Source organism: Sphingobacterium sp. HSC-15S19, assembly GCF_050433745.1.
Taxonomy (GTDB): Bacteria; Bacteroidota; Bacteroidia; order Sphingobacteriales; family Sphingobacteriaceae; genus Sphingobacterium; species Sphingobacterium siyangense.
Genome location: NZ_JBNPWQ010000008.1, coordinates 186,573 through 206,811, shown reverse-complemented (window position 1 = coordinate 206,811; position 20,239 = coordinate 186,573). Strand labels below are relative to the sequence as shown.

The following is a 20,239-nucleotide window of genomic DNA, read 5'->3' as shown; positions in this document are numbered from 1 at the left end:
CTTCCAACTCTTTGGAACGGCTTGGAATTATCCACTTTAGTCTTTTTTGTCATATACTTTACAATTTAGTGTAAAGCTATATCAGGACAAGACAGTAACATCGAGATAGTGCTCATCAATACTGGCTTTCTCGACAATGGGGGTATCCTCCTCGATTATCTGGGTTACAATTCCGGAATAATGGCTGTAAAGATCATGATCTCCACGGACAACGATGGCCTCAGGGCACATCCGTAAGGCCAATCGCATCGGCATAGCAGAATGCACACCGAACTTACGGGCTTCGTAAGAACAGCTTGCTACTACTCCGCGGTCACTGTTTCCCCCAATTAGCACAGGCATCCCCATGAGCTTACTGTTCTGCAGACGCTCAACAGATACAAAAAATGTATCAAGATCACAGTGTACTATACTCCTTTCCATTACCGAATGCACTTTACCACAATTGAATATTTATAATTCTGTCAACTTTTTAGATCATTATGAGAACTAAATCATTTCAAAAATACTAATATTTTTAGTATTAAATCTAGAGGTAAGATGAATTTTATTTATATACATCTGTATCTCATGCCAATAATTTATATTTGGATATAATTGACACGCAAAAATTTGCCAGCTATTAATCGAGAATCAAGATATGTGATAGAATTGCTCAAAACTTCTGCAATGTTAGATTTTACTATACTTTGCCATTTTGCGTCTCTATTTTATTAAGAAGAATTTGATTTACTCGAGATAAAGATTCTCAACTATATTCCATTATTAAATTAAACCTATTGATTTTGCAACATCTTTAGTCAATTTAGCCAATGGTCTTTTATTTATATCCTCATCTCGATGGTAATTCCCTAGAATGAAGCGTTTAACTGTGTCCTCTGATATAATATCTTTAAACTGTTCACTAAGTATACGCATTGTAGTTGGATCATAGTAATAACGTTTTAAAAAGATTTCTTCTACCAAGTCTTGGTGAAAATTATAAACTTCCTTCAATTTAAAGGTGGAAAGATGTTTTTCCACCTTATTATTTTTGAAATCTATTTCAATTTTAATATTCTTTCTTTCCTCCTTAAATATTAGAAAATGTAATACATCTGTATTTGAAGGTTTAAATTTTATCAAATTATTAAAATCTTCTAAGTAAGGATGTACAGAGTTCTTTAAATTAAAATCAATATCACTTTTTGCCCTGTTACAATTTGCACAACAAGGAATTAAATTATAAAAACTTAGTGACAAATACGGATATTTATTTTTCGGATAGAAGTGATCTACTTCAAACATTAATTTTCGTTTACTATTTTCCGTCACTATGGAAAAGGTAAATTGACAGTTGCAGTATAGACATGTTCTTAAATTGAGACACTGAGCCCATAAAAAAGCTTTACTTGTTTGTCTAAATCTATTAAAGGAAAATAGTTCTTCTATTTCAGCACCGAAGTCTGTTTGTTTATTTTCCTCCCAATTGAAAAGAAGATTTTTGCTAAATTTATCTCCAATTTCATGCATTATTTTTTCAAGCCCACGAGGTTGTAGCTGAAGGATATCTTCGAATTTGGAATATATGTAATCGAGGAAATCGCTCTTTTCATCAGAGTAACATCTTGCAAAATTTCCTATTTTCTTTTTAATAGATGAAAACTTGAATTTTCCATTCGGCACTTCTAAGGTTGCATACATGTTTGCGAAATCTTCCAATAAAAGATCTTTTCCATTATAAAAAGCATGTGTAACTTTTCTCATTTTAGTTATCCTTTTGCATTTTTTCCTTAATACGTTCAGCTTCTTTTATTAAACGCATATACTGTTCTTCTAAATTCTCCTGTTTTACAAAATTTGAATTATACAATTCTTGAAGCTGATTGCGTATCAAATCATCGCCAACAAAATCTATAACATATTTTGCAAAATGCTTTTGCTTTTTGTCTTGTGCTTTTATGATATCTATTGCTTTTTTAATTGTTTCCTTTGCAAATTCACCAAGCGTTCCATTTTGTAGAAAGAATGCGTCGGTATATATTGCATGCACATTTGCAGCAAAGGTGTTTTGAATATGTCTTAAACCAGAGACAAATGAACCAACTTTATTTTTATCTAAAAAAACTATATGTTCAGCAGGAAAATCTGAAATTATTAGAGGTGAATGGCTCGTGATAATAACCTGACATTTAAATTTCCTAAATTCTTCTCTAATAAATTTCAGCAAAAAATTGACAAAATTAAGTTGCCATTCTGGATGAAAAGCAATTTCTGGTTCATCTAGAAGTAAAACAATATTTTCTGAATTTCTATCTAAATCTTTAATTTTAGCATGTATACGGGATAATAAATGCAAAAATGATTTTTCACCTGAACTTAATCCATCAAAATCATATGAAAAAACTGGTAGGTTTTTATTTCTATTATTCCCAGGTCCTACTTTCAGACCACCAGAAAACCGCAAAAACTCTTTTAATATATTTACTTCCCTGATAGATACTCGAATGTAATCATCCGATATATGAACTTCCTTATTTTTAGTGTTAACTTCTAAAAGTTCTAAAAAAGCTATAATTTCACTATTTAGTCTATTAAAGTTTTCTAATACTTCAAACGAAGAGCAAATTTTCTCTAATAACTCTTCTAGAGTATCTATATCTTTAGATTTTTGTTCCAGTTCGTTAATTGTATCTATAATGGGATTAGAATTTTCTCCGCTACTAAAGTTAGATTTTTCATCAGCAACAAATCGAAGTAAATGGTAAATTACCCGTAAAAGAAATTGATTTTTAAAGTTACCGAATTTATTACTTGACCTCGGTATTTTCTCAAATTTCAAGAATATCTCGGAAAGTTTGCTATAAGGTTCGTCATCAAAAGTAAATAACCTCGAAATACTTTCCCAGTAATTTATAGAATTTTGATTTAAATGGATGGTTATATGTGTGATATTTAATTTAAATGGAATAACACCGTCCTCAATAATATAATTGATAACTCGTTCTGATTCCCGAGATTTATGACACAAAATCTCGCTTTCAGTTGGTATGTCAAGATTTTTTAAAAAAGCATAGCTATCTCTATCTGCTAAAATTTGAGCCTCTGTTGACAAGTCGAAATACCTGGATGGTCCAACCTCAAATGCTGCACTGCCAGATACTGCGTATTCTCCTTCCCAGACCCTATCATAATTTATTAATGGGGCATAATATAATATCGTATGATCATGCAAATATGTATCTATAATTTTCTCACCTCTTCTGTGTTCAGACTTGCTTTCATCCAGATAGCGGTGAGTATCTCTTCTTGAATAATTAACAATGTCAACATTCCTAATTTCCTTAACTTTCTTACCATTATAGGAAAAGTTGAACTTTATTTCCAAATCACCCCTATTTAATAAATATTTGTCTGTTACTAAAATTCCATTGAATTTTACTTTTGTATCACTCATCAGGTCCTGAATTAGACATGATAAAATACGGGATTTTCCTACGCCATTTTTTCCAACAATTGCTTTTATATCCCAAACAAACTCCTTGAATAGATTGGGAGTATCATTTTTTTGACAGACCAGTTCATAGCTATCGTCTGATCTCAATTTCATTTCAAAAGAATAATTTGCCGTTAGATTTACACCCAAATTTTCTAATCCTCTATAATCTTTTATCCAAAGAAATAATATCATTTTACAGAAAATAATTATAAAAAATACCTTATTATAAAACCGGAAGGCCGGCTAGTTAATCATTTACTTGAAAAAATGCCATTTCCACAGCATTGGAACAACGAAGTTAATTGGCTACGCCCTAATTCTGTACAAATAAGGCGATATCAGACTAAAATACTCAAATTAATATAACATCAGAAAACGCTAATTTTATATTTAATGTATTAAATATATGTAAGACACTATATTTTAGCATCATATAGGATATATCAGTTATCTTTTTTATCAGCATCAAGCATACTGACAGCCACTACTTGGTTATTATACTCTTCGTCCATCCTAAAAAGCCCAATCTTTTCGTGTGAATTATTCTTCATAGAAATACCGTCCATAAATACGATTTTTGTTGTCGTGATAATTTCTAGTTCTTTTAATCCCCGAGAGTAAAAATATTCTCCCATGTCTGAATGACCGAACTCTTTAGAAAATAGATAAAATAGATATTGTACAAAATGCTTGGAATCATGTTCATCTATTTGTTTATTTATGGCAACTCCATTATGACGGTGATTTAAAAACATTTCATTAGGAACAAGCCCCCAAGCAAATGCGGATGGTGAAAACTGTATCAGCTTCAAACATTGATTAAATTCTTCTTCTTCTAGAGTAATTCCTCCTTGGATTTCTAAAATGTATTCTAATACCTTTGAATCAATTTTATAGCCATAGTTTTTAGACATAAGTCCTTTGAGCACCACTGTCTTATAAAAAAAATAAGTATAGAACTGTATCACCTCATCAAGTCCAATATCATTTTTAAAAAGTGATAGACCATAATTCTTATTTTGTTGTATTAGCCCTAGTGCAACTAGTTGAACTAGAGAGTTATTAATCTCTTTGCTTTTAAAGATTTTCTTACAATTTCCGAAATGCACATTTACATTGTTTAATATATGTTTCGCACTAAGCTCCTCTCCTTCAATCAATAATACGCAAACAATATATTTCTTCACCATCTCTGCCCTATCAGAAATATTTTTTATTTCTTCCAGGTCGACATAATCCGATAGTGTTTTTAAATCAGAAACAATTTTCTGAATGTCCATATTATCATGTTTCTGAACTGGGCTGCCATTTGCGTTAATTAAGGAAAATCTATTTTCCCTAAAGGTTATCAGCCAGTAAAAGCAGGAATTATAATAACAGATAGAATAATTAATGGGTTGTTCCTCCGTATAATGTTGGAGAATCGCCTGTATATCTCCAACATCCAATAAACCGAAATAACGTTGGATTAGAATCTGTAGTTCCTCTCCTGCCAATAGGACTATATCTTGCCTTTTTTCTTTAATAGAGTTATAATGACCAATGACATTACTGTTTACCCCAGATAGCGCGATAAAACACCCATGGACTTTTCTACCTTGAACCTCCTCAGAGAAAATCTTACCCAAAAATTTTAACCAGTCAGGTAAACTGATTGGTTTAGAATATGCTTTACATTCACCAATTACATCAGTTATAATGCTATTATTCATGAGCTGGATTTCATAACTGCCTTTTATATCCACCTCACTCGCCCCAGAATTTACCACATTTGTAGATATTTTGGAATATCCCTGTTCTCGCAACAGTAATTCTGTTAATTTCTCAAGCTGAGTTCCTTTATCGTCTGACGTTTTTCCTAGAATTATAAGTTCCATTTTTTTAGAATTTTAGAGATATATAATTATCCAAATCCAATTATATAGTTTTATTTTGAACAAATATTGATTTGATATTATCGGAACACTAACCAAAACTCCTTTGCCTAACCCTATATTTATTATGGAATTTTGTTTCCACTTTTGCAATTGGATTTTCATCAAGTGCTTTTAGCGTATGTTCCATTACTCCAAACATAGTTTTAAAATAGTCTTCTGGATAACCTTTAATCAACTCTATCTTAACTACCTCATGGTTCACATTAACATGACAAGAACCTTGATTACTAAAATGATCAGACTGTATTAGAAATTGTTTTAATTGAAAAGGTAATGTCGGTGTTGTAAAAAAAATATCTATTAAATCTTGGCATAAACCCGAGTCTCTCTTAGTAGATTTTACAGGAATTACAACATTGTATAGGTGAGCATTGTGTTTACTTGAGGGATTAATATTTGTGCTAGAATATTTTATACCATCGACATCTCTTTCCCTTTTTATCCATTGCATCAAAAGCTGCGGTATAATGTATTCTGGTTTAAATGGATCTGAGGAATGTTGCACTTTTATTGAACATGCTGCTATTAAGGGCCAGACCATCACTTTATTAAGGAGCTCATTCTCATTCCTTCTTAAATTACTCACATTACTACAAGAATGCTCTCTATAAATGTCAGTTGTTAAGTCCAATAAATTTAATTCTCTTTGATTTGTTAGTCTAACAGCTTGTATTTGATTGTAATCAGGACGCTTTAATTCTTCCCATGCAACATAGATTGAATTCGCAAGATATAAAGATGGTAAACCTGGTATACTGAATCGTTGGGTACTTACAATATTTCGTTTTTCAAAAGGAATATGAAACATTTCTTTCTTTGAAAACGGGAAACTCCCTTGTTTTGTCCTGATTCTATACAAATTGGAATTCTGTTGGATATTATGCTTAATATCCAAATACTCCTTAATTTTACATTTTTCCAGGGTATTCTTTAAGTGTATTAAAGCTTCACTTGGTTCACCATCATAATAAAACCAAAGGGCCTCTAAAATCCCTTCTCTTAGAGTTTTATTACGCTCTTTAAATTCTTGAAGATCAAAATTTTCGATCTCTATTATATCATCCAGCTTTAGAGCATTTATAAGGTTTCCAAATTCACTCAATTTTTCTTTTATTTCCTCTACAAATGATCCAGAATATTTGATAGGTAAATCCGTAATACTATTTTCAATAATTTTTAAGAAGGTCATATCTAATTATAAGGCCAACAGTCTTTCTTTTCACAAAAAAATTGTAAAGAACGCTGTAAATAAATTTTGAATATAATAATTCCTTTTGTAATTATATAATGATAAACTTTAAAAAATATGAATTTCAATATTTCCCTTTGCAGGCCAAATATTATATTATTTGATGACGTCCTGACCACTGGAGCTCATTATTGTGCAGCAAGGACTAAAATATTGGAAGTTTTGCCCTATAGTAACATATCAGGATACTTTATTGCAAGAAGACTCCTTCCACCGACAGCAGATGATTTTAAAATTGAATTGTTATTCTAATAATAATACCTTGTTGAATTTGGATCCTATATCATCATTTCTATAAATTCGTTAATATGTTTTGCCTGCATCGGAATTAACCTGAAATTTTTTTGGATACTGATCTTAATTTTACTCTTTAGTTCTGGAAGATCCTTTCTGCCATATAGCTGTGTTATTACACCTGTTAATACAATCTCAATGCTTTCATTAATAGCTAGATTTAAATATAGCATTTTTGCAAAATGAACAATTTCTGTCGAAAGCTCATTAGCCTTTAGGCAATTTAGTCCATGTACAGCATTTGTAAAAGGAGCTTCAAGTTTAAATTTACTTTCTTCAAATAGCTGCCAGAGCAGTTTATGGTCAATTGGTATATAAATATAATTATAACGGATTAGTTTTAATTTTGCATCATTATAGGATTGGATGTCAATTATTTTCTCGCCGCATAGTGTTCTGATCAATGTATAAGATCCGAATGAATTGATATGAAATTGGCCCAGAGCAAATCCTTTTAACCGCTCGTCATCTGACATAAGATGTGCGCCTAATTCCTTTGCTAATAGAATACAGTCCATTGATGTTTTACCTATTATCTTACACAAATGTTTTGTTTGATTATCATATACTCGTGGCGAAAGTATTTTTGCATTTTTTTCGCACCATTCAATGATTTTCTCAATAGATTTTTTCAGGAATTCAAAATCTACCTCCCGCTCTATGTGCTTTACTACTTTTCCGTTTTTGAGACCAATTCTAGCATCAGGACGATCTATGGTCATTATTCTATGAAATTCACGAAGTTCAAGCAGGCTTCCCACCGTCACATATATTTCAGATGAAATGAGCTCATTTAACCACTTGAGCTTATCCAAAACACAACCGAGAGTAAGTAGCGACGAAAGTTCCAATACTATTTTATTTTCAGAATTATCAAGAAAGCATGGAGTGTATTCCAAAGCCTGCTGATTTAAACAATAAAATGGTGTATGAGGATTTCCAATCAACTTAAGCCATGTTTCAATATAGCTGAGCCCTAGAAAAACCTGAATGGTCCCAAGTGTACAGATATTATTCTTGTATAAATTGAATAGATTAAGATTTACCCGATTAACTTCTACAAGTTGATCCTGCATGTGATCTTTAAAATTTTTGGAATCATTATCATTTGTACGGATAACTTTGAATGAGGTCTGATCTGGATATTTAGTTTCCAAAATTTTCATACTTTCTCGCACAGCATGAGTATATCTGTCAATAATGGAAACTACTTTCTGCAAAGAATTTTCCCCAATACTATTTGGAAACGATATATCATCATCCAAAATTTTACCAATTAACTTACTTGCTAATGGCTCATTGCTCCTAACAATATTTGCTCCTGAAATCTGAGGATTATCAGTTAAAAAAAAGTAACTTTCTATCCCATTTACATTATTTAGGTAAATACCACATTCCATTTGCACATCTATCGGGAATATATTGGCTCCTAAAGCACTTCTGTTGCCTTGAACTACTATGAGCGGTATAAAGTATTCGTGAGCTTTCTTTTGCTGAAAGTATAAAAGTCTGGTATCATAAGCAAGCTGCATCCCTTGTTGGGTAAACCCATAGTCCAGCATTAAGCCCGCAATATGAAACCTCTCTTCCATGTCAAAAAAATGGGTAACTTCTAAGTACTCCAAAATATCCTTTAGATCCGTACTATTACCTGTAAGTTTATAAAAATGAATAGCTAATATGATAAAATGATCCTTTGCATTGCCCTTCTGAATCTTAAGGTTGTAAGATAACAGTTCCTTCGCCTTCCATAGCTCCCCTTTATTTTCATAAATGCGAAAAATGTGATCGTTTACTTTTGGATCATCTTTTCCATTTTGGCCAAGACTGTTATACATGTCAAGGGCCTCTTCATATTGACCGCTGAGGTAATAACATTTTAGAAGATTTATCCCTATTTCATCATGATTTCCATAAGTATAAACTTTTTTAAAACAGGCTGCCGCTTCGTTAAACCGCTCTATATCCATCAGCTCAATACCGATTGGGACCATAACATTATACTTATCGCAATCCGTTTTTATTGCTATTTCATAGGCATTTAGTATTGCCTGTTCAGCTCCATTTTTATCTTTGGATTCCTTGAGAAAAAGGCAAAGATGATAATAACCATCGGGAAATTCAGGAAATTCCTGTAGGCACAGTAAAATATACTCTTTTACTTCTTCAAAAGCTGAATTATCTAAATAATTGATACAAATTAAATTGAGAATCTTTAACTTATCTTCACCTTTAGTACTTTTTAACCATTTTGTTAAACAGTTAATTGATTCTGTGATATTTCCTAGCTTAGAATAGTGAAGCGATGACATTGTATCAAATTCAAGTTCCTCATCGCTATCTTCAAATACGATTAAATCCCTTTGTCCGTATAACGAAGTCACTTTCTCTTTTTCTCCCATGTCATGAAGATGAAAAACAAGACCTTGGAAAAACCTAAAACTTTTATCAATTTCCCAAGCCTCTTCCAAATCTTTTAGCGCTTGGTTATCCCTGCCCAGATATTTATGTACCATCCCACGGTTATAAACTATCGACGAGACATGACTTCTAAGGTCAGTATTTGCAATATATTCCCAAATTTCCGTAAATGCTTCACAGCAGCGTTCAAGATATCCCTTATCTATTGTCGTAAAGCTTCTTAAATGGACCTTTTCTCGTATTGCTATTGCTGATAATGCCCTATTGTAAGCCCAATTCTGGAGTAGCCATCTATCTTTCAAATTGGAAGGAAGCTGTTTCATCGCTAATTCAAGAAACTCAAAACCTTTGGCATTATCTCTATTTTCGAAAAATATCCCTGACAAATTAATCAGAACCTGTGCGCTTTCGAGCATTTCTTTTGGTAGAATTTCCATCATTTGCTCAATTTTAATAATACTTCTATTGAGTATTACGTAACTGGTCCAAAAGCTTTCATTCGTTGTCTTTTCCAAATCATACTCTTTGGAAATCTTTTCAAATTTGATCCTATTGTCTGTTAAGCAATAAGCTAAACACAAATTGATCGCTCTTTCCTGCCCTTCAAATGATATATCTTCGAGCTCTAAAAGGGTTTGACCTGCTTCTTTTTGCTGACTCAGTTCCAGGTATATGCCCGCAAGATTTATAATGACCTTGAATTTTAATTCTTCATCTATGGTTGACCAATTTCTTTCTTTGAACTTGATCATCAAAGCAAGTGCGGCACTTACTTTCCCATTTTTTCTCATCTCGGTTATATCCGATAAATGTTCAGACAGAAAGCCGTTATTATCAGCAGGAATACTAATAATCGCATTGGAAAATTTACTTTCTAAAAATTCCATGATATTTTGCGTATCATTCTTTGTAGATACAGCTATAGCATATAATCTATCAAATTGTCCTTGGATATTGTCAATAATTTTAGATTCATTTTCTGTCGGTAACACATAATTTACAGCCCTGCCTATATGGACTTCATGGTCGGATTTAATTTTTCTTAGCCGTTCTACCGGAAACTTATCGACATCATTTGTTTTGATGTGATGCCGGTAACAGAATAGGACAAGATTTTCATAAGCACGCCGTTCCTCATCAGTTTGATCTGGATTGTAGCGCTCTCCGCCTTTATTAGCGGCCTCGATATGGCATATCTGACTAACTAAATCATCACCATCGACAAGTACATGATCACAGCCCGGATAGGCACACTGATTTCCAGAATTTGCAAATAGCTTTCTTATCGTTTGTGTTAAGATAGACTTTCGGGGCATACTTTCTCTCTATGGTGTTAATAATACCAAATATACCAAAAACAGTGTAATTTTCACCGTAAATCAACCTGCTCTCAAAAGCTTTTGATATATCTTTTCCTCAATGAAAATACTCTTATTTATACATTATCTAATTAGTATAATGTTCCCTGTGGTCCTTGTTCTTTGGCCTTTTGCCGAGATAAATTTATTCCTCCTTCCTACCTAAAAGACTATTTAAATGTGTTCAAAATTAATATACATAATTTTCGAGCAGTTCTTTCCAGCTTTTACTAAAATTTGCATTTTAAAATCTTTTGTTTTAACTTAGGCATTGGAAACGAGCGCCACAGTTGTGAGTGACTGAAACGCGAGGCTACTTCGATCAACGACAGCCTAGATACAGCAAATATTAGTTAAAACTGTTGGCATAGATTGTCTTTAAACACTCCCGGCAAACGATTTAAGACCAGCATTTAACATAAATATTGCTATGCAGCAAATTACAAAACTTTGCGCGGACTCCTTGCGCTCATTCGCTCAGTACAATTTCGGTATTGAGTTAAAATCTTCCCATGCCCACGAGCTTGTCGCAGCTTATTTTGGCTATTCTTCTCGCGCCGCTTTATTAGCTGATACACGTTTCCCAATCACTGATTTGGGGAAGGCGGAATTTATTGTTTTAACACCAACAGCTAAAATTAAAGAACGGAGAAGTAATCTCAAAGGCCTGCCCTTGAACCTCCCTGAAAATTTAGCTGAAGGAGTTTACCTGCCACTTTACAAAAACAACCTGGTTTCACAACCGATTCTACCAACATTTGAAGAATTGGGAAAGACGCTCGCGGATAAACATTGGGCATCTAAACCTGTTTACTATCAGGATTTGAAGATCCAACGACAAGGAGTTCAGTTAGAGTTTAATAATGACCATGTGGCAATAGTTGTCTTTCGCGAATACTTCTCTCCCGCTCTTTTATTATCATTTCAACAGGGAAAAAAGGGTGTTGTTTATGTATTTATTCTAAACCGTGTCGCTGCCTCCATTGGATTTGCTAAGACAGATCACATTTCTGCGGAAGCTGAAACTCTTGAGGCGGCCATAGATAAAATGCGGGATATCTACCATGGGATAATTAATACGCCGCGGATTACTAATGCGGGTAAACAGCATGGAGAAATTTTACCGACATTTCCAGAATGGCTAATTAAACAAAAAAACAGAAATTCTCCGTTAGGCGATCTTGCACGCAAACGCGAGTTCAATGACAGAGATGATAATTTGTGGCCGTTATTTAACAACTTAGAAGACTATAGGGATTATTTAACCGGTCAACACCCCCCTAGAGGAGCAGTGTCAGCATTACAGAAAGCATGGAAATCATACCACAATTATATACAAAAAAAGAATTTGCCAACATTAAAAAAACCGGTAAAAAGCTCCACTAAAAAAACATATGACGGAAGAAAAATAGTCTTCGTTAAAAACGTTGAGCCAGTGCATTATTCCAAACGGACAATCGAAAATTTTGATCCGGGAGATAAGGCATGGGTTTCCTGGGATGGGAGAAAAGCTATCCCTATAACGATTCTGGAAACTGATGAAATGTATTATACCTTTAGGATAGAGCGCCCTTTAAAGAATGCGGGGGATGAACACTATGTTCGGTTAGATGAAGTGGGAAGTACACCGGAATTAGCCTGCAAAAATCATTTCACATTATAATGCGTTAAAGTGCTTTTATATTTTTAGACCCTGCGCCTTGTTACAATCCATAGCGCAGGGTTTTCCGCTAATTCTAATCTACTTTTACCAGATCACACAACGGGCGGCAAATTAAGCCCGAACTATCTATTCTTATTTAAAAAGCAACTACTGCTCAGCCAAAATATTCTCTTCAACCGAAGGGAATAACTGAATAAATCTCGTTGTAAATTTCCCGATAGGTTTTTCACTACCATCTACTATCCATACATTACGTCCCTTTCCTTTTCGAACTACATATTCGAAAGAAATATTAACCACATCGTTAACGTCCTGTATTAAAACTAAAACCGCAACTATCTTAGATCTGCAATTTAGCAAGTAATAATCCTCTCGGATTGTATAATTATACTTTTGCAAAAAGGCAATTTTATATTATTTTTGAAAAAATAGAAACATATGCCTGGGACTAGACATAATTTTACGGCTAAAACAGTAGATATTCTTGGGAAAAGAGTAGGTTTTCTTTGTTCCAATCCAGATTGTCGAAAACATACGGTCGGTCCACATTCGGCGCCAGACAAAATGACGCTGGTAGGTGTCGCTGCTCATATTACTGCAGCAGCTTCTGGAGGTCCAAGATATGATGCTTCACTGAATGAGAAAGAAAGAAAGTCTATCGAAAATGGCATTTGGCTTTGTGCTACTTGCTCGACGTTAATTGATAAAGACGCAGAAAGTTATCCTGTTACGCTTCTCCAGAAATGGAAGGTAGACTGTGAAAGCCAACTATCTGCTCGTTTAAAAGGAATAATCGTATCTACACCAGATCCAAAAAAGGTAGCCTTTTTAGAAATAGATCTAATATGGACTGGATCAATGCGGCTAAATAAAGGCTTTAGTCTCAAAAACAAGGAAATTTATGGAGATGTACCTATTTGGAGTGGTCATCCATTATTTATTCACTGGCAACTGAAATGGTTATTTTCTTTAGTCATTTATAACAATTCAAATTTCAATGCTTATAATCTAAGAATTGAGCAAAATGAAGAAAATCCAATATTTCAAAACTTGCCGAAGTTAAACAATCTACCTGCTCTTGGAAATATGGATCTAGATGGTATATATATAGAGTATCTCGAAGCTGACCACACTGATGCTGATGAGAAGTTGAAATATTTGATCCCTCCAGATTTAATTGGGACAACATATAAACTCATCTACACAGATGATACAAGATTGGAGCACTCACTTACATTTAAGATTACTGAAAATGGAATTGAAAATATACAATAAATCTCATTTGAAGTATGTTTTGTCCCTAAACTACACTTTTGAGTATCTGAACAACGTGGAGGAGGTCAGATAACCATCATTATACTTTTTTTTAGAGACCATTTGTTTCTATTGTGGCTAACTTTTGTTTGGAGGGTGGTCGTGGCAGCCAGGCCTCGAGTTTATCAATCATAGCCAAGCCACAGTTTGGAAGTATGCTTACAATGCGCTAAATTTAAAAATATTTAGCAGGTAGTTACCAAACTTATCATAGCCTATAATTAACGTATGATCGAAAAAATAGTTGAAATATCAAATATTGGCCATTTTGTAAATTTTGTTTTTAATGGATCACAAAGCTGGAATGGACAATTAAAAAAAGTGAATACTATTTATGCGCCTAATGGATCGGGAAAGACGACACTCTCAACTATTCTGAAATCTTTGTCCGTTAACAACACTGATTTAATAAAATTCAAAAAGACTTTTGGCGCCTCTGCATTACCCGCAGTTAAAATTAAGCAATATTTAGTACCGGGTTTAATTTCTTTAACCCCCGAAAGATGGGCGGCCAACAACTTAAAAATAGAGGTCTTCGATGTTAACTACATTGAAGATTACCTTTTTGCAGGCTCATTAACGGGAAAGCAAAACAAGACGAATTTATTTAAATTACTCTTCGGTGAACGTGGGGCCCAACTCAAAAACAGCATAAAACCAAAGGCTAACAAACTTGATCGGTTAACTAAAGATCTCTCCAGAGATAGACGAAACGACGAGTTACGTACCGAGCAGCAATTGGCTGCCCAGGAGTTAGCACCTTTGCTCCAGGAATTTGATGAATTTACAGTTCCAATCTACCGGCGACATATTGAATTGGTTAATAAATACCTTTTAAAGTTTACGTCCTATATCCAGTTAACCGAGTTTTCGCACTTGCAGAATTCAAGCGCTTTCGAAAGATTCAGAATATTCCCAGTCTTCGAGGTATATGGTGAAAAAGTGGTTTTCGCAACACCTAATATTAACAGCAATATGGGAAACGCGAGATACTCCATGAGTGAAGGGGACAAAAGTACAATTGCATTGTGCTTTTTCCTAGCGAGGTTGGAGCTTTTGGGCGTTCAGGATAAAATTATCGTTTTTGATGATCCGTTATCGAGTTTTGACTATTCAAGAAGAACATCTACCATTTTTCAATTGGCAAAAATAGCCACTGACGCTGTGCAGTTTATATTATTAACCCATGATCTCGGCTTCGCGGCGGATTTTGTCGACAAATGTTCTTTTTTGGACTCTACAACCCTCAAGATTACCAATGATGGAACTACGAGCCGTTTAGCCTGGTTTGATATAAATGCTGAATTCCTGACCCCAACCCAGAAGGACCTTGAAGTTATTAGAACTTTTCTGAATTCGGGAGATAGTTCAGACGCTGGAAAAAGGGAAGTTATTAGATGTATCAGACCTACCTTGGAGGGTGTATTAAAGACGAAATACTTTGAAATAATACCCAATAATATTTGGCTGGGTGAGATAATTGAATTAATAAAGGCCGCACAGCAATCCAGCCGGTTGTTCAAACTTAAAGGGCTTGCAGAAGACCTTATTGAACTTAATGACTATACCAAAAGTTTTCATCATTCTTCTGGTGACAACCGGCAAATGATTGTCGATAACGGAGAACTTTCAAGATACATTCAACTGATGATGAGAACGATAGATGAAATATAATTGGAATGCGACAATCTTAGATGTTCATATATTTGGCATATTTTTTTACTGCGCACATATGTTGCGTACATTGGAAATACTTTTGGTTTTGTATTTAAAAACGTATATATATGCAGGTAAATTCAAAGGAGTATCAAGAGCACGAGATTTTTCATGAACTCACCATATATGCAAAGTTCTACGACAGCCTGTCGCTCTCGACTATGCACTGGATTACGCCGGACGTAAGCAGCCTTCTGAATAAGGATAACTATATTTTCAGCTCTCTACAAGGAACTTTAGAATCGACTTTTGATGTCTTGAAACGGGGGCGGATCAACGACGGCTATGCCTTGCTCCACAAATACTACGATTCTTCGATCATTAACATTTATTCAAACCTGTATCTGAGTGATCATTTTTCTATTGACAATTTTGTGGTTGAAAAAATTGAAAAATGGCGCTGGGGCACAGAATCTATTTCAGGCTTCGGTAACATGTCAGAATATATCCTTGCCTCCGATAAAGTAAAAGAGATCACTCAGTTGCTCTACCAAAACGGGGGGCTTAAAAATAGCCCGTTCGAAGGGATCAGGCGACGATGTAACGAGCATACCCAATATTTATATTACAATACTTTTGCTCCTTAATCACAACAGTGTTTACGTCGATGAGCGATTGAAAATATTGGAAAGGTTCAGGAGTGATCTTCGGGAAATTTTCATTCTCCATATTGGCTATCTGTTCTATATGAATGATCATTACATGATGTCCTCGGACTATATGAATTGCCTGGAATGTGGGGGAAAGCCTGACGAAGAACTACAATACCATGTGGCTCCCTTTGTCCAGCGCATATTCGATGCTGTAATTGAAAAATACAGGCCGGATATTACCAAAGCGATTAAAGACCATTCTCAAATGTAACGGTCTTAAACTTCATTAATCTCTAAAAAAAATGACCAACGAAGAATTAAACAGCATGAAATCCGAAGACATGCAATTCATTACCGGGCTTAATGAGTTGTTTGTTAAAGTCTTTGCTATTAAGCCGGACGAAGATCAAGCCAGGATGCGCAAGACAGCTTCGGGTGAGTACTTGTGGCAGGTTCAAAGCCGAATCTGGGATATCCAGCAAAATATAGACGATATCGCTTTGACCGAACAACTGATCAGCGCACATAATCCTGTGCTGTCAAGGCTGGATCGTAACACCAATGCCGGGCAAATGATCCGCTATAATTATGAGAACTTTTTCTTACGCATGGGTAAAATGAAAGATCTTTTTTTATTGTTGATCAATGAGGTGATGATGCTCAAAATTAAAAAAGGGCTGAAACTAGAAGCTAATGTACTAAAGCTGCTCGCAAAGGATCATCCGCATTTTCAAGGCATATGGTCACAAATTCAACAGAATTTGGATGAACTTAAACCTTACCGGAACCATGTGGCCCATAACGGGTTTGTAACGATGCCGGACCTCGCTTTGGTCAATTCATTTTATACCATTGACATAAAACACAACAACAGGTTGGATCAATACCGTTATGAATTTGCCATCAGTGATACGCAAAAGGAGCTCGTGGAAAAAATTACCGCGATCATAAAGGCGCATTTAGCAAATATCGATCAGTACCTTAAACTGATCTACCTTTTTATAACTGCCCCTTTTTTTGATAACCTTAAATCATTAACTGTGAATAAGCAAACCTCTGAATGATTTCGCTTTTAAACGATATTATCCTTTACGGGAGATAACAGCATTTATCCGTTACTTTTCTAAACGATCAAGCCATGAGAATTTATACCATTTTCGTACATGCCGCTTCCTTTTTCCAAAAGTAACTTCCATTTGATATTGTAATTCACCAACCACTATGATATCTGACGCTTCTACCTTCCTGAAGTTAAGTTTGTAATATTGATTATCCACGGCACCAATAAGCAGGTCAATATGCCGGTAGCACTCGTTATTCTCGATAAGCAGATAAAGTTTGCGCAGGATGCTCTTTGTAATTCTGGCACCGCAATAAATAGCTGTAATACTATCAGCTGGTAATTGAAAAAGAGCAACATAACTGGGTTCACGCACAAAGGTAGGTAAATTGTATTTTTACATATTAAGTCCAGTTATTACCTGTAAATAAATCAATGGTATTGCTCATCAGTCCAAAAGAATCCGATCACGTCTATTTTCTCGATCGCCATCGCTACATTATCATCGAGATATTTGGAAGTGTCAGAAGTGAGGTAGTTTTCACCTGTCTTTGTACAGGTAATTTTCTGTATTAGTCCCAATTGAGATGGGTAGACGGCATTTTCATCCAGTAATTTGATCAATGACTTATCGCCACGGACATCTATCTCGTAATAATTGTGGTCTTCTTCATCAGGGAATGAAATCATTTCTGGCGTAATTGCGGTGCGTTTCATATAAAACATGCCGTCATCTTTCACCAAATGCATGAAATCCCTTTCCTTATACTCATAATTCTCGCATATCCACTTTCTTTGCTTTACTAACCAGTCCTTAAAGGATGCATACTCAATCGGAATTTGTTTATTGGCATTCAGCCATTTGGTAATTTCGCTTGATTTACCAAAAATTGAAAATCTAACCTCGAAATCGGCCATCTCCCAGCCAATAGTCATACTGACGGTCTTGTTAAGTTTCTTATTCTGAATTTCAAATATCGACCGGTAGGCGCTCAGTGTGTCGCTGACCACCTGCTCTGTATTGTTTGAACCGTGTATAATTATAGGATAATTCGTGTAAAAATCGAAGGGCTTAACAAACTGAACTTCATCAGGGTACTTCAGCACTCCGCCTTTTCTCTTAAGAAATTTTTCAAGTTCTATGATATCGTATTCGAGGACGTTTATGATCTCTCCATTACGGAACTTAATAGTGTCCGGATTGATGGCTTTTCGCTCGAAAGAATGATAGTCTCCACTCTTTTGAAGATAGGACACAAATATCCTGATGCCATCTTCTGACGTGATCTTGTTTGGTAAAAAATCTGCACCAGGAGCTTGTTCTATGGTAGAATTTTTCAGCTTATCATATTCTTCCTTTGCTCCGAAATATTCAAATAAAAGCGGGTTGCCTTTATAATACAGAATGCACAGTTTCTTCCAATCGTCCAATCCAAGCTTACCGTCAATCCTGAACAGTTTCGTGTAATCAGTGTTTTTTCCGGCCTTATGGATGTTTACATCCCATCTTTCAAGTATTTGCTCTTCGGTGTACATGCGTACTGCACCATCAAAATGCACAAACTCTTCCTTTTGCTTATCGTAAATGGAATGAATATACCGGCATCCATAGGCGTCTGCACCAACACCAAATGAAGGTCTTTCTCTGATTTCCTCAATTTCTAGAGTTTTCTCGTTCCCATCAGATTTCCACCAAAATTCCGTGCCCGTGACATTGCTGAACATTTTTTGTTCATCATTGCATTCATATCTAGTGACCTGATCTGGAAGATTGGAAATATCGTCGTCAAATTTAGGTCCCCACCAATAATCCAGTTCCAGGAAGCCTTTCATCGTTTTGGATAAACCAATCAGATTAGGGTCAATAGCAATCCGTAAGGTGATGTCAGTTCGCGAATTTAAACGGATAAACTCATCAATGAAATAGGTGTTGAAATTGTTGAACAGTGATAAGCTCCGATTAAAAAATTGATGACAGAATATACATAACTCCGATTTTTTATCTTTGAAAATGCCCGAACCCGCATAGTCAAAATCATCTAATATATCCTGGAGATAGATCAGTCCTGATTTATCGGTGTTGCTGAAGAGTTTTGGATATACCTTGGTAACAATGTCATCCAGATGATAGGCTACTGCCCCTTTTTCATAAAACCTGCCTTTATCAGAAAACTCTGATTGCAAAAGTCGTTTGAAGTCATCTATATAAGGCTTACACGCTTCGTAGTTATGTCTTTGCCAATGGCTCTGTATTTTCGGGTGGATGTTTTCCCGATCTTCATCGGTATCACAGAAATAAAACTTGCCTACGGTTTTGCTGATCTTGGGTTCTATCAGGATGCCATAAGGCAAAATCCAGCCCAAAGGTCTGTGGAAATCGTGATCGATTAACTGTGGTAAACCAGTAAGCGCATTTTTTGCAATCATTTGTTCCAATGCCTCGAAAGCAATTACATACCCGTCTCGATTTAAAGCATCGGAACTTAAAACACCCAGTCTACTGAACATATTTTGTGTCGTTTAGATATAATTTATAATTAATTGTCTGTATACTGATTAAAAAAACTCATTTCTTTTAGCTGTGAAATGATCGCTGCGTGGTTCTTTTCAAAACTCTTCATAGTTGACTAGTCCTGAAGTAGTGATACAGATTTTCAGAGATAAAAATACATAAAACTATACAGTTGTAACCACTAGGTTGCTGCTATTTTTTGTTTTATAGTTTCTGTAATTCATCAATGGTTTTGTATGCATTTCTGTAGGAGTAAGCATGTGGCTAGACCAATGTGGTCTATCATCGTTGTAAATTCGAATAGCTTTTTTTACTAACTTCCTTCATTATTGCTAGTTCTAAATGATAGGTGTCAATCATAAATTCTTCTTTTAGAATTCCATTAATTCGTTCAGCAATAGCATTTTCATAAAGGTCAGCATTTTCTGTCATACTGCAAGTTATGTTATACTTTTTCAAATACCCTTGATATTCATCCGAACAATATTGAACCCCTCTATCAGAATGGTGATTTAGAGCTTCTTTTGTATTTCTTTGCTTTTGGGCCTAAATCTATCATAATATCGAAGAATGTAGCTTTGGAGTCTGCGATATAATTTTGACTTTGCATAAGTGTTTTATAAGACCGGCTATTGAGATCAATT

At 34.9% G+C, this 20,239-nt stretch carries 14 protein-coding genes; 6 read left to right on the top strand and 8 right to left on the bottom strand.

Going from position 1 to position 20,239, the window contains the following annotated elements; genetic code table 11:
• Positions 1–81: 81 nt before the first annotated feature.
• From L1283_RS08840 to L1283_RS08815, 6 genes are all read right to left on the bottom strand, one after another.
• The gene (locus L1283_RS08840) at positions 82–423 is read right to left on the bottom strand and encodes a hypothetical protein (RefSeq protein ID WP_429626047.1); all 342 of its coding nucleotides are present in this window, start codon (positions 421–423) and stop codon (positions 82–84) included.
• Between the two features lie 342 nt (positions 424–765).
• Positions 766–1,746 carry an HNH endonuclease gene (locus tag L1283_RS08835; RefSeq protein WP_429626046.1) on the bottom strand — a complete coding sequence of 327 codons (981 nt, stop codon included), beginning with the start codon at positions 1,744–1,746 and terminating at the stop codon, positions 766–768.
• Position 1,747: 1 nt separating this feature from the next.
• Complete coding sequence (locus L1283_RS08830; protein WP_429626045.1) at positions 1,748–3,670, bottom strand: AAA family ATPase; 1,923 nt, start codon at positions 3,668–3,670, stop codon at positions 1,748–1,750.
• 251 nt (positions 3,671–3,921) lie between these two features.
• A complete protein-coding gene (locus L1283_RS08825) occupies positions 3,922–5,355 on the bottom strand; it encodes a hypothetical protein (protein ID WP_429626044.1) in 1,434 nt (477 codons plus the stop codon).
• A gap of 88 nt (positions 5,356–5,443) precedes the next feature.
• On the bottom strand, positions 5,444–6,604 hold the full coding sequence (locus tag L1283_RS08820) for an RES domain-containing protein (protein ID WP_429626043.1): 1,161 nt from the start codon (positions 6,602–6,604) through the stop codon (positions 5,444–5,446).
• A 338-nt stretch (positions 6,605–6,942) separates the two neighbouring features.
• Entirely contained in the window at positions 6,943–10,371 is a 3,429-nt protein-coding gene (locus L1283_RS08815; protein ID WP_429626042.1) for a tetratricopeptide repeat protein, read from the bottom strand.
• A gap of 796 nt (positions 10,372–11,167) precedes the next feature.
• Here L1283_RS08815 and L1283_RS08810 point away from each other — a divergent pair.
• From L1283_RS08810 to L1283_RS08785, 6 genes are all read left to right on the top strand, one after another.
• Entirely contained in the window at positions 11,168–12,400 is a 1,233-nt protein-coding gene (locus L1283_RS08810) for a hypothetical protein (protein ID WP_429626041.1), read from the top strand.
• A 438-nt stretch (positions 12,401–12,838) separates the two neighbouring features.
• Positions 12,839–13,675: a hypothetical protein gene (locus L1283_RS08805; RefSeq protein ID WP_429626040.1), complete on the top strand. Its 837-nt coding sequence runs from the start codon at positions 12,839–12,841 to the stop codon at positions 13,673–13,675.
• A 267-nt stretch (positions 13,676–13,942) separates the two neighbouring features.
• Complete coding sequence (locus L1283_RS08800; RefSeq protein ID WP_429626039.1) at positions 13,943–15,388, top strand: AAA family ATPase; 1,446 nt, start codon at positions 13,943–13,945, stop codon at positions 15,386–15,388.
• Between the two features lie 110 nt (positions 15,389–15,498).
• Positions 15,499–16,017 carry a hypothetical protein gene (locus L1283_RS08795; protein WP_429626038.1) on the top strand — a complete coding sequence of 173 codons (519 nt, stop codon included), beginning with the start codon at positions 15,499–15,501 and terminating at the stop codon, positions 16,015–16,017.
• Positions 16,007–16,294 carry a hypothetical protein gene (locus L1283_RS08790; protein WP_429626037.1) on the top strand — a complete coding sequence of 96 codons (288 nt, stop codon included), beginning with the start codon at positions 16,007–16,009 and terminating at the stop codon, positions 16,292–16,294. Before L1283_RS08795 ends, L1283_RS08790 begins: the two co-directional genes overlap by 11 nt.
• Positions 16,295–16,325: 31 nt before the next feature.
• The gene (locus tag L1283_RS08785; RefSeq protein WP_429626036.1) at positions 16,326–17,087 is read left to right on the top strand and encodes a Cthe_2314 family HEPN domain-containing protein; all 762 of its coding nucleotides are present in this window, start codon (positions 16,326–16,328) and stop codon (positions 17,085–17,087) included.
• Between the two features lie 51 nt (positions 17,088–17,138).
• Here the strand turns inward: L1283_RS08785 and L1283_RS08780 are convergent, their stop codons facing one another.
• Positions 17,139–17,459, bottom strand: coding sequence for a hypothetical protein (locus L1283_RS08780; RefSeq protein WP_429626035.1), 321 nt, complete (start codon positions 17,457–17,459; stop codon positions 17,139–17,141).
• Positions 17,460–17,515: 56 nt separating this feature from the next.
• A complete protein-coding gene (locus L1283_RS08775) occupies positions 17,516–19,591 on the bottom strand; it encodes a hypothetical protein (protein ID WP_429626034.1) in 2,076 nt (691 codons plus the stop codon).
• Positions 19,592–20,239: the final 648 nt, after the last annotated feature.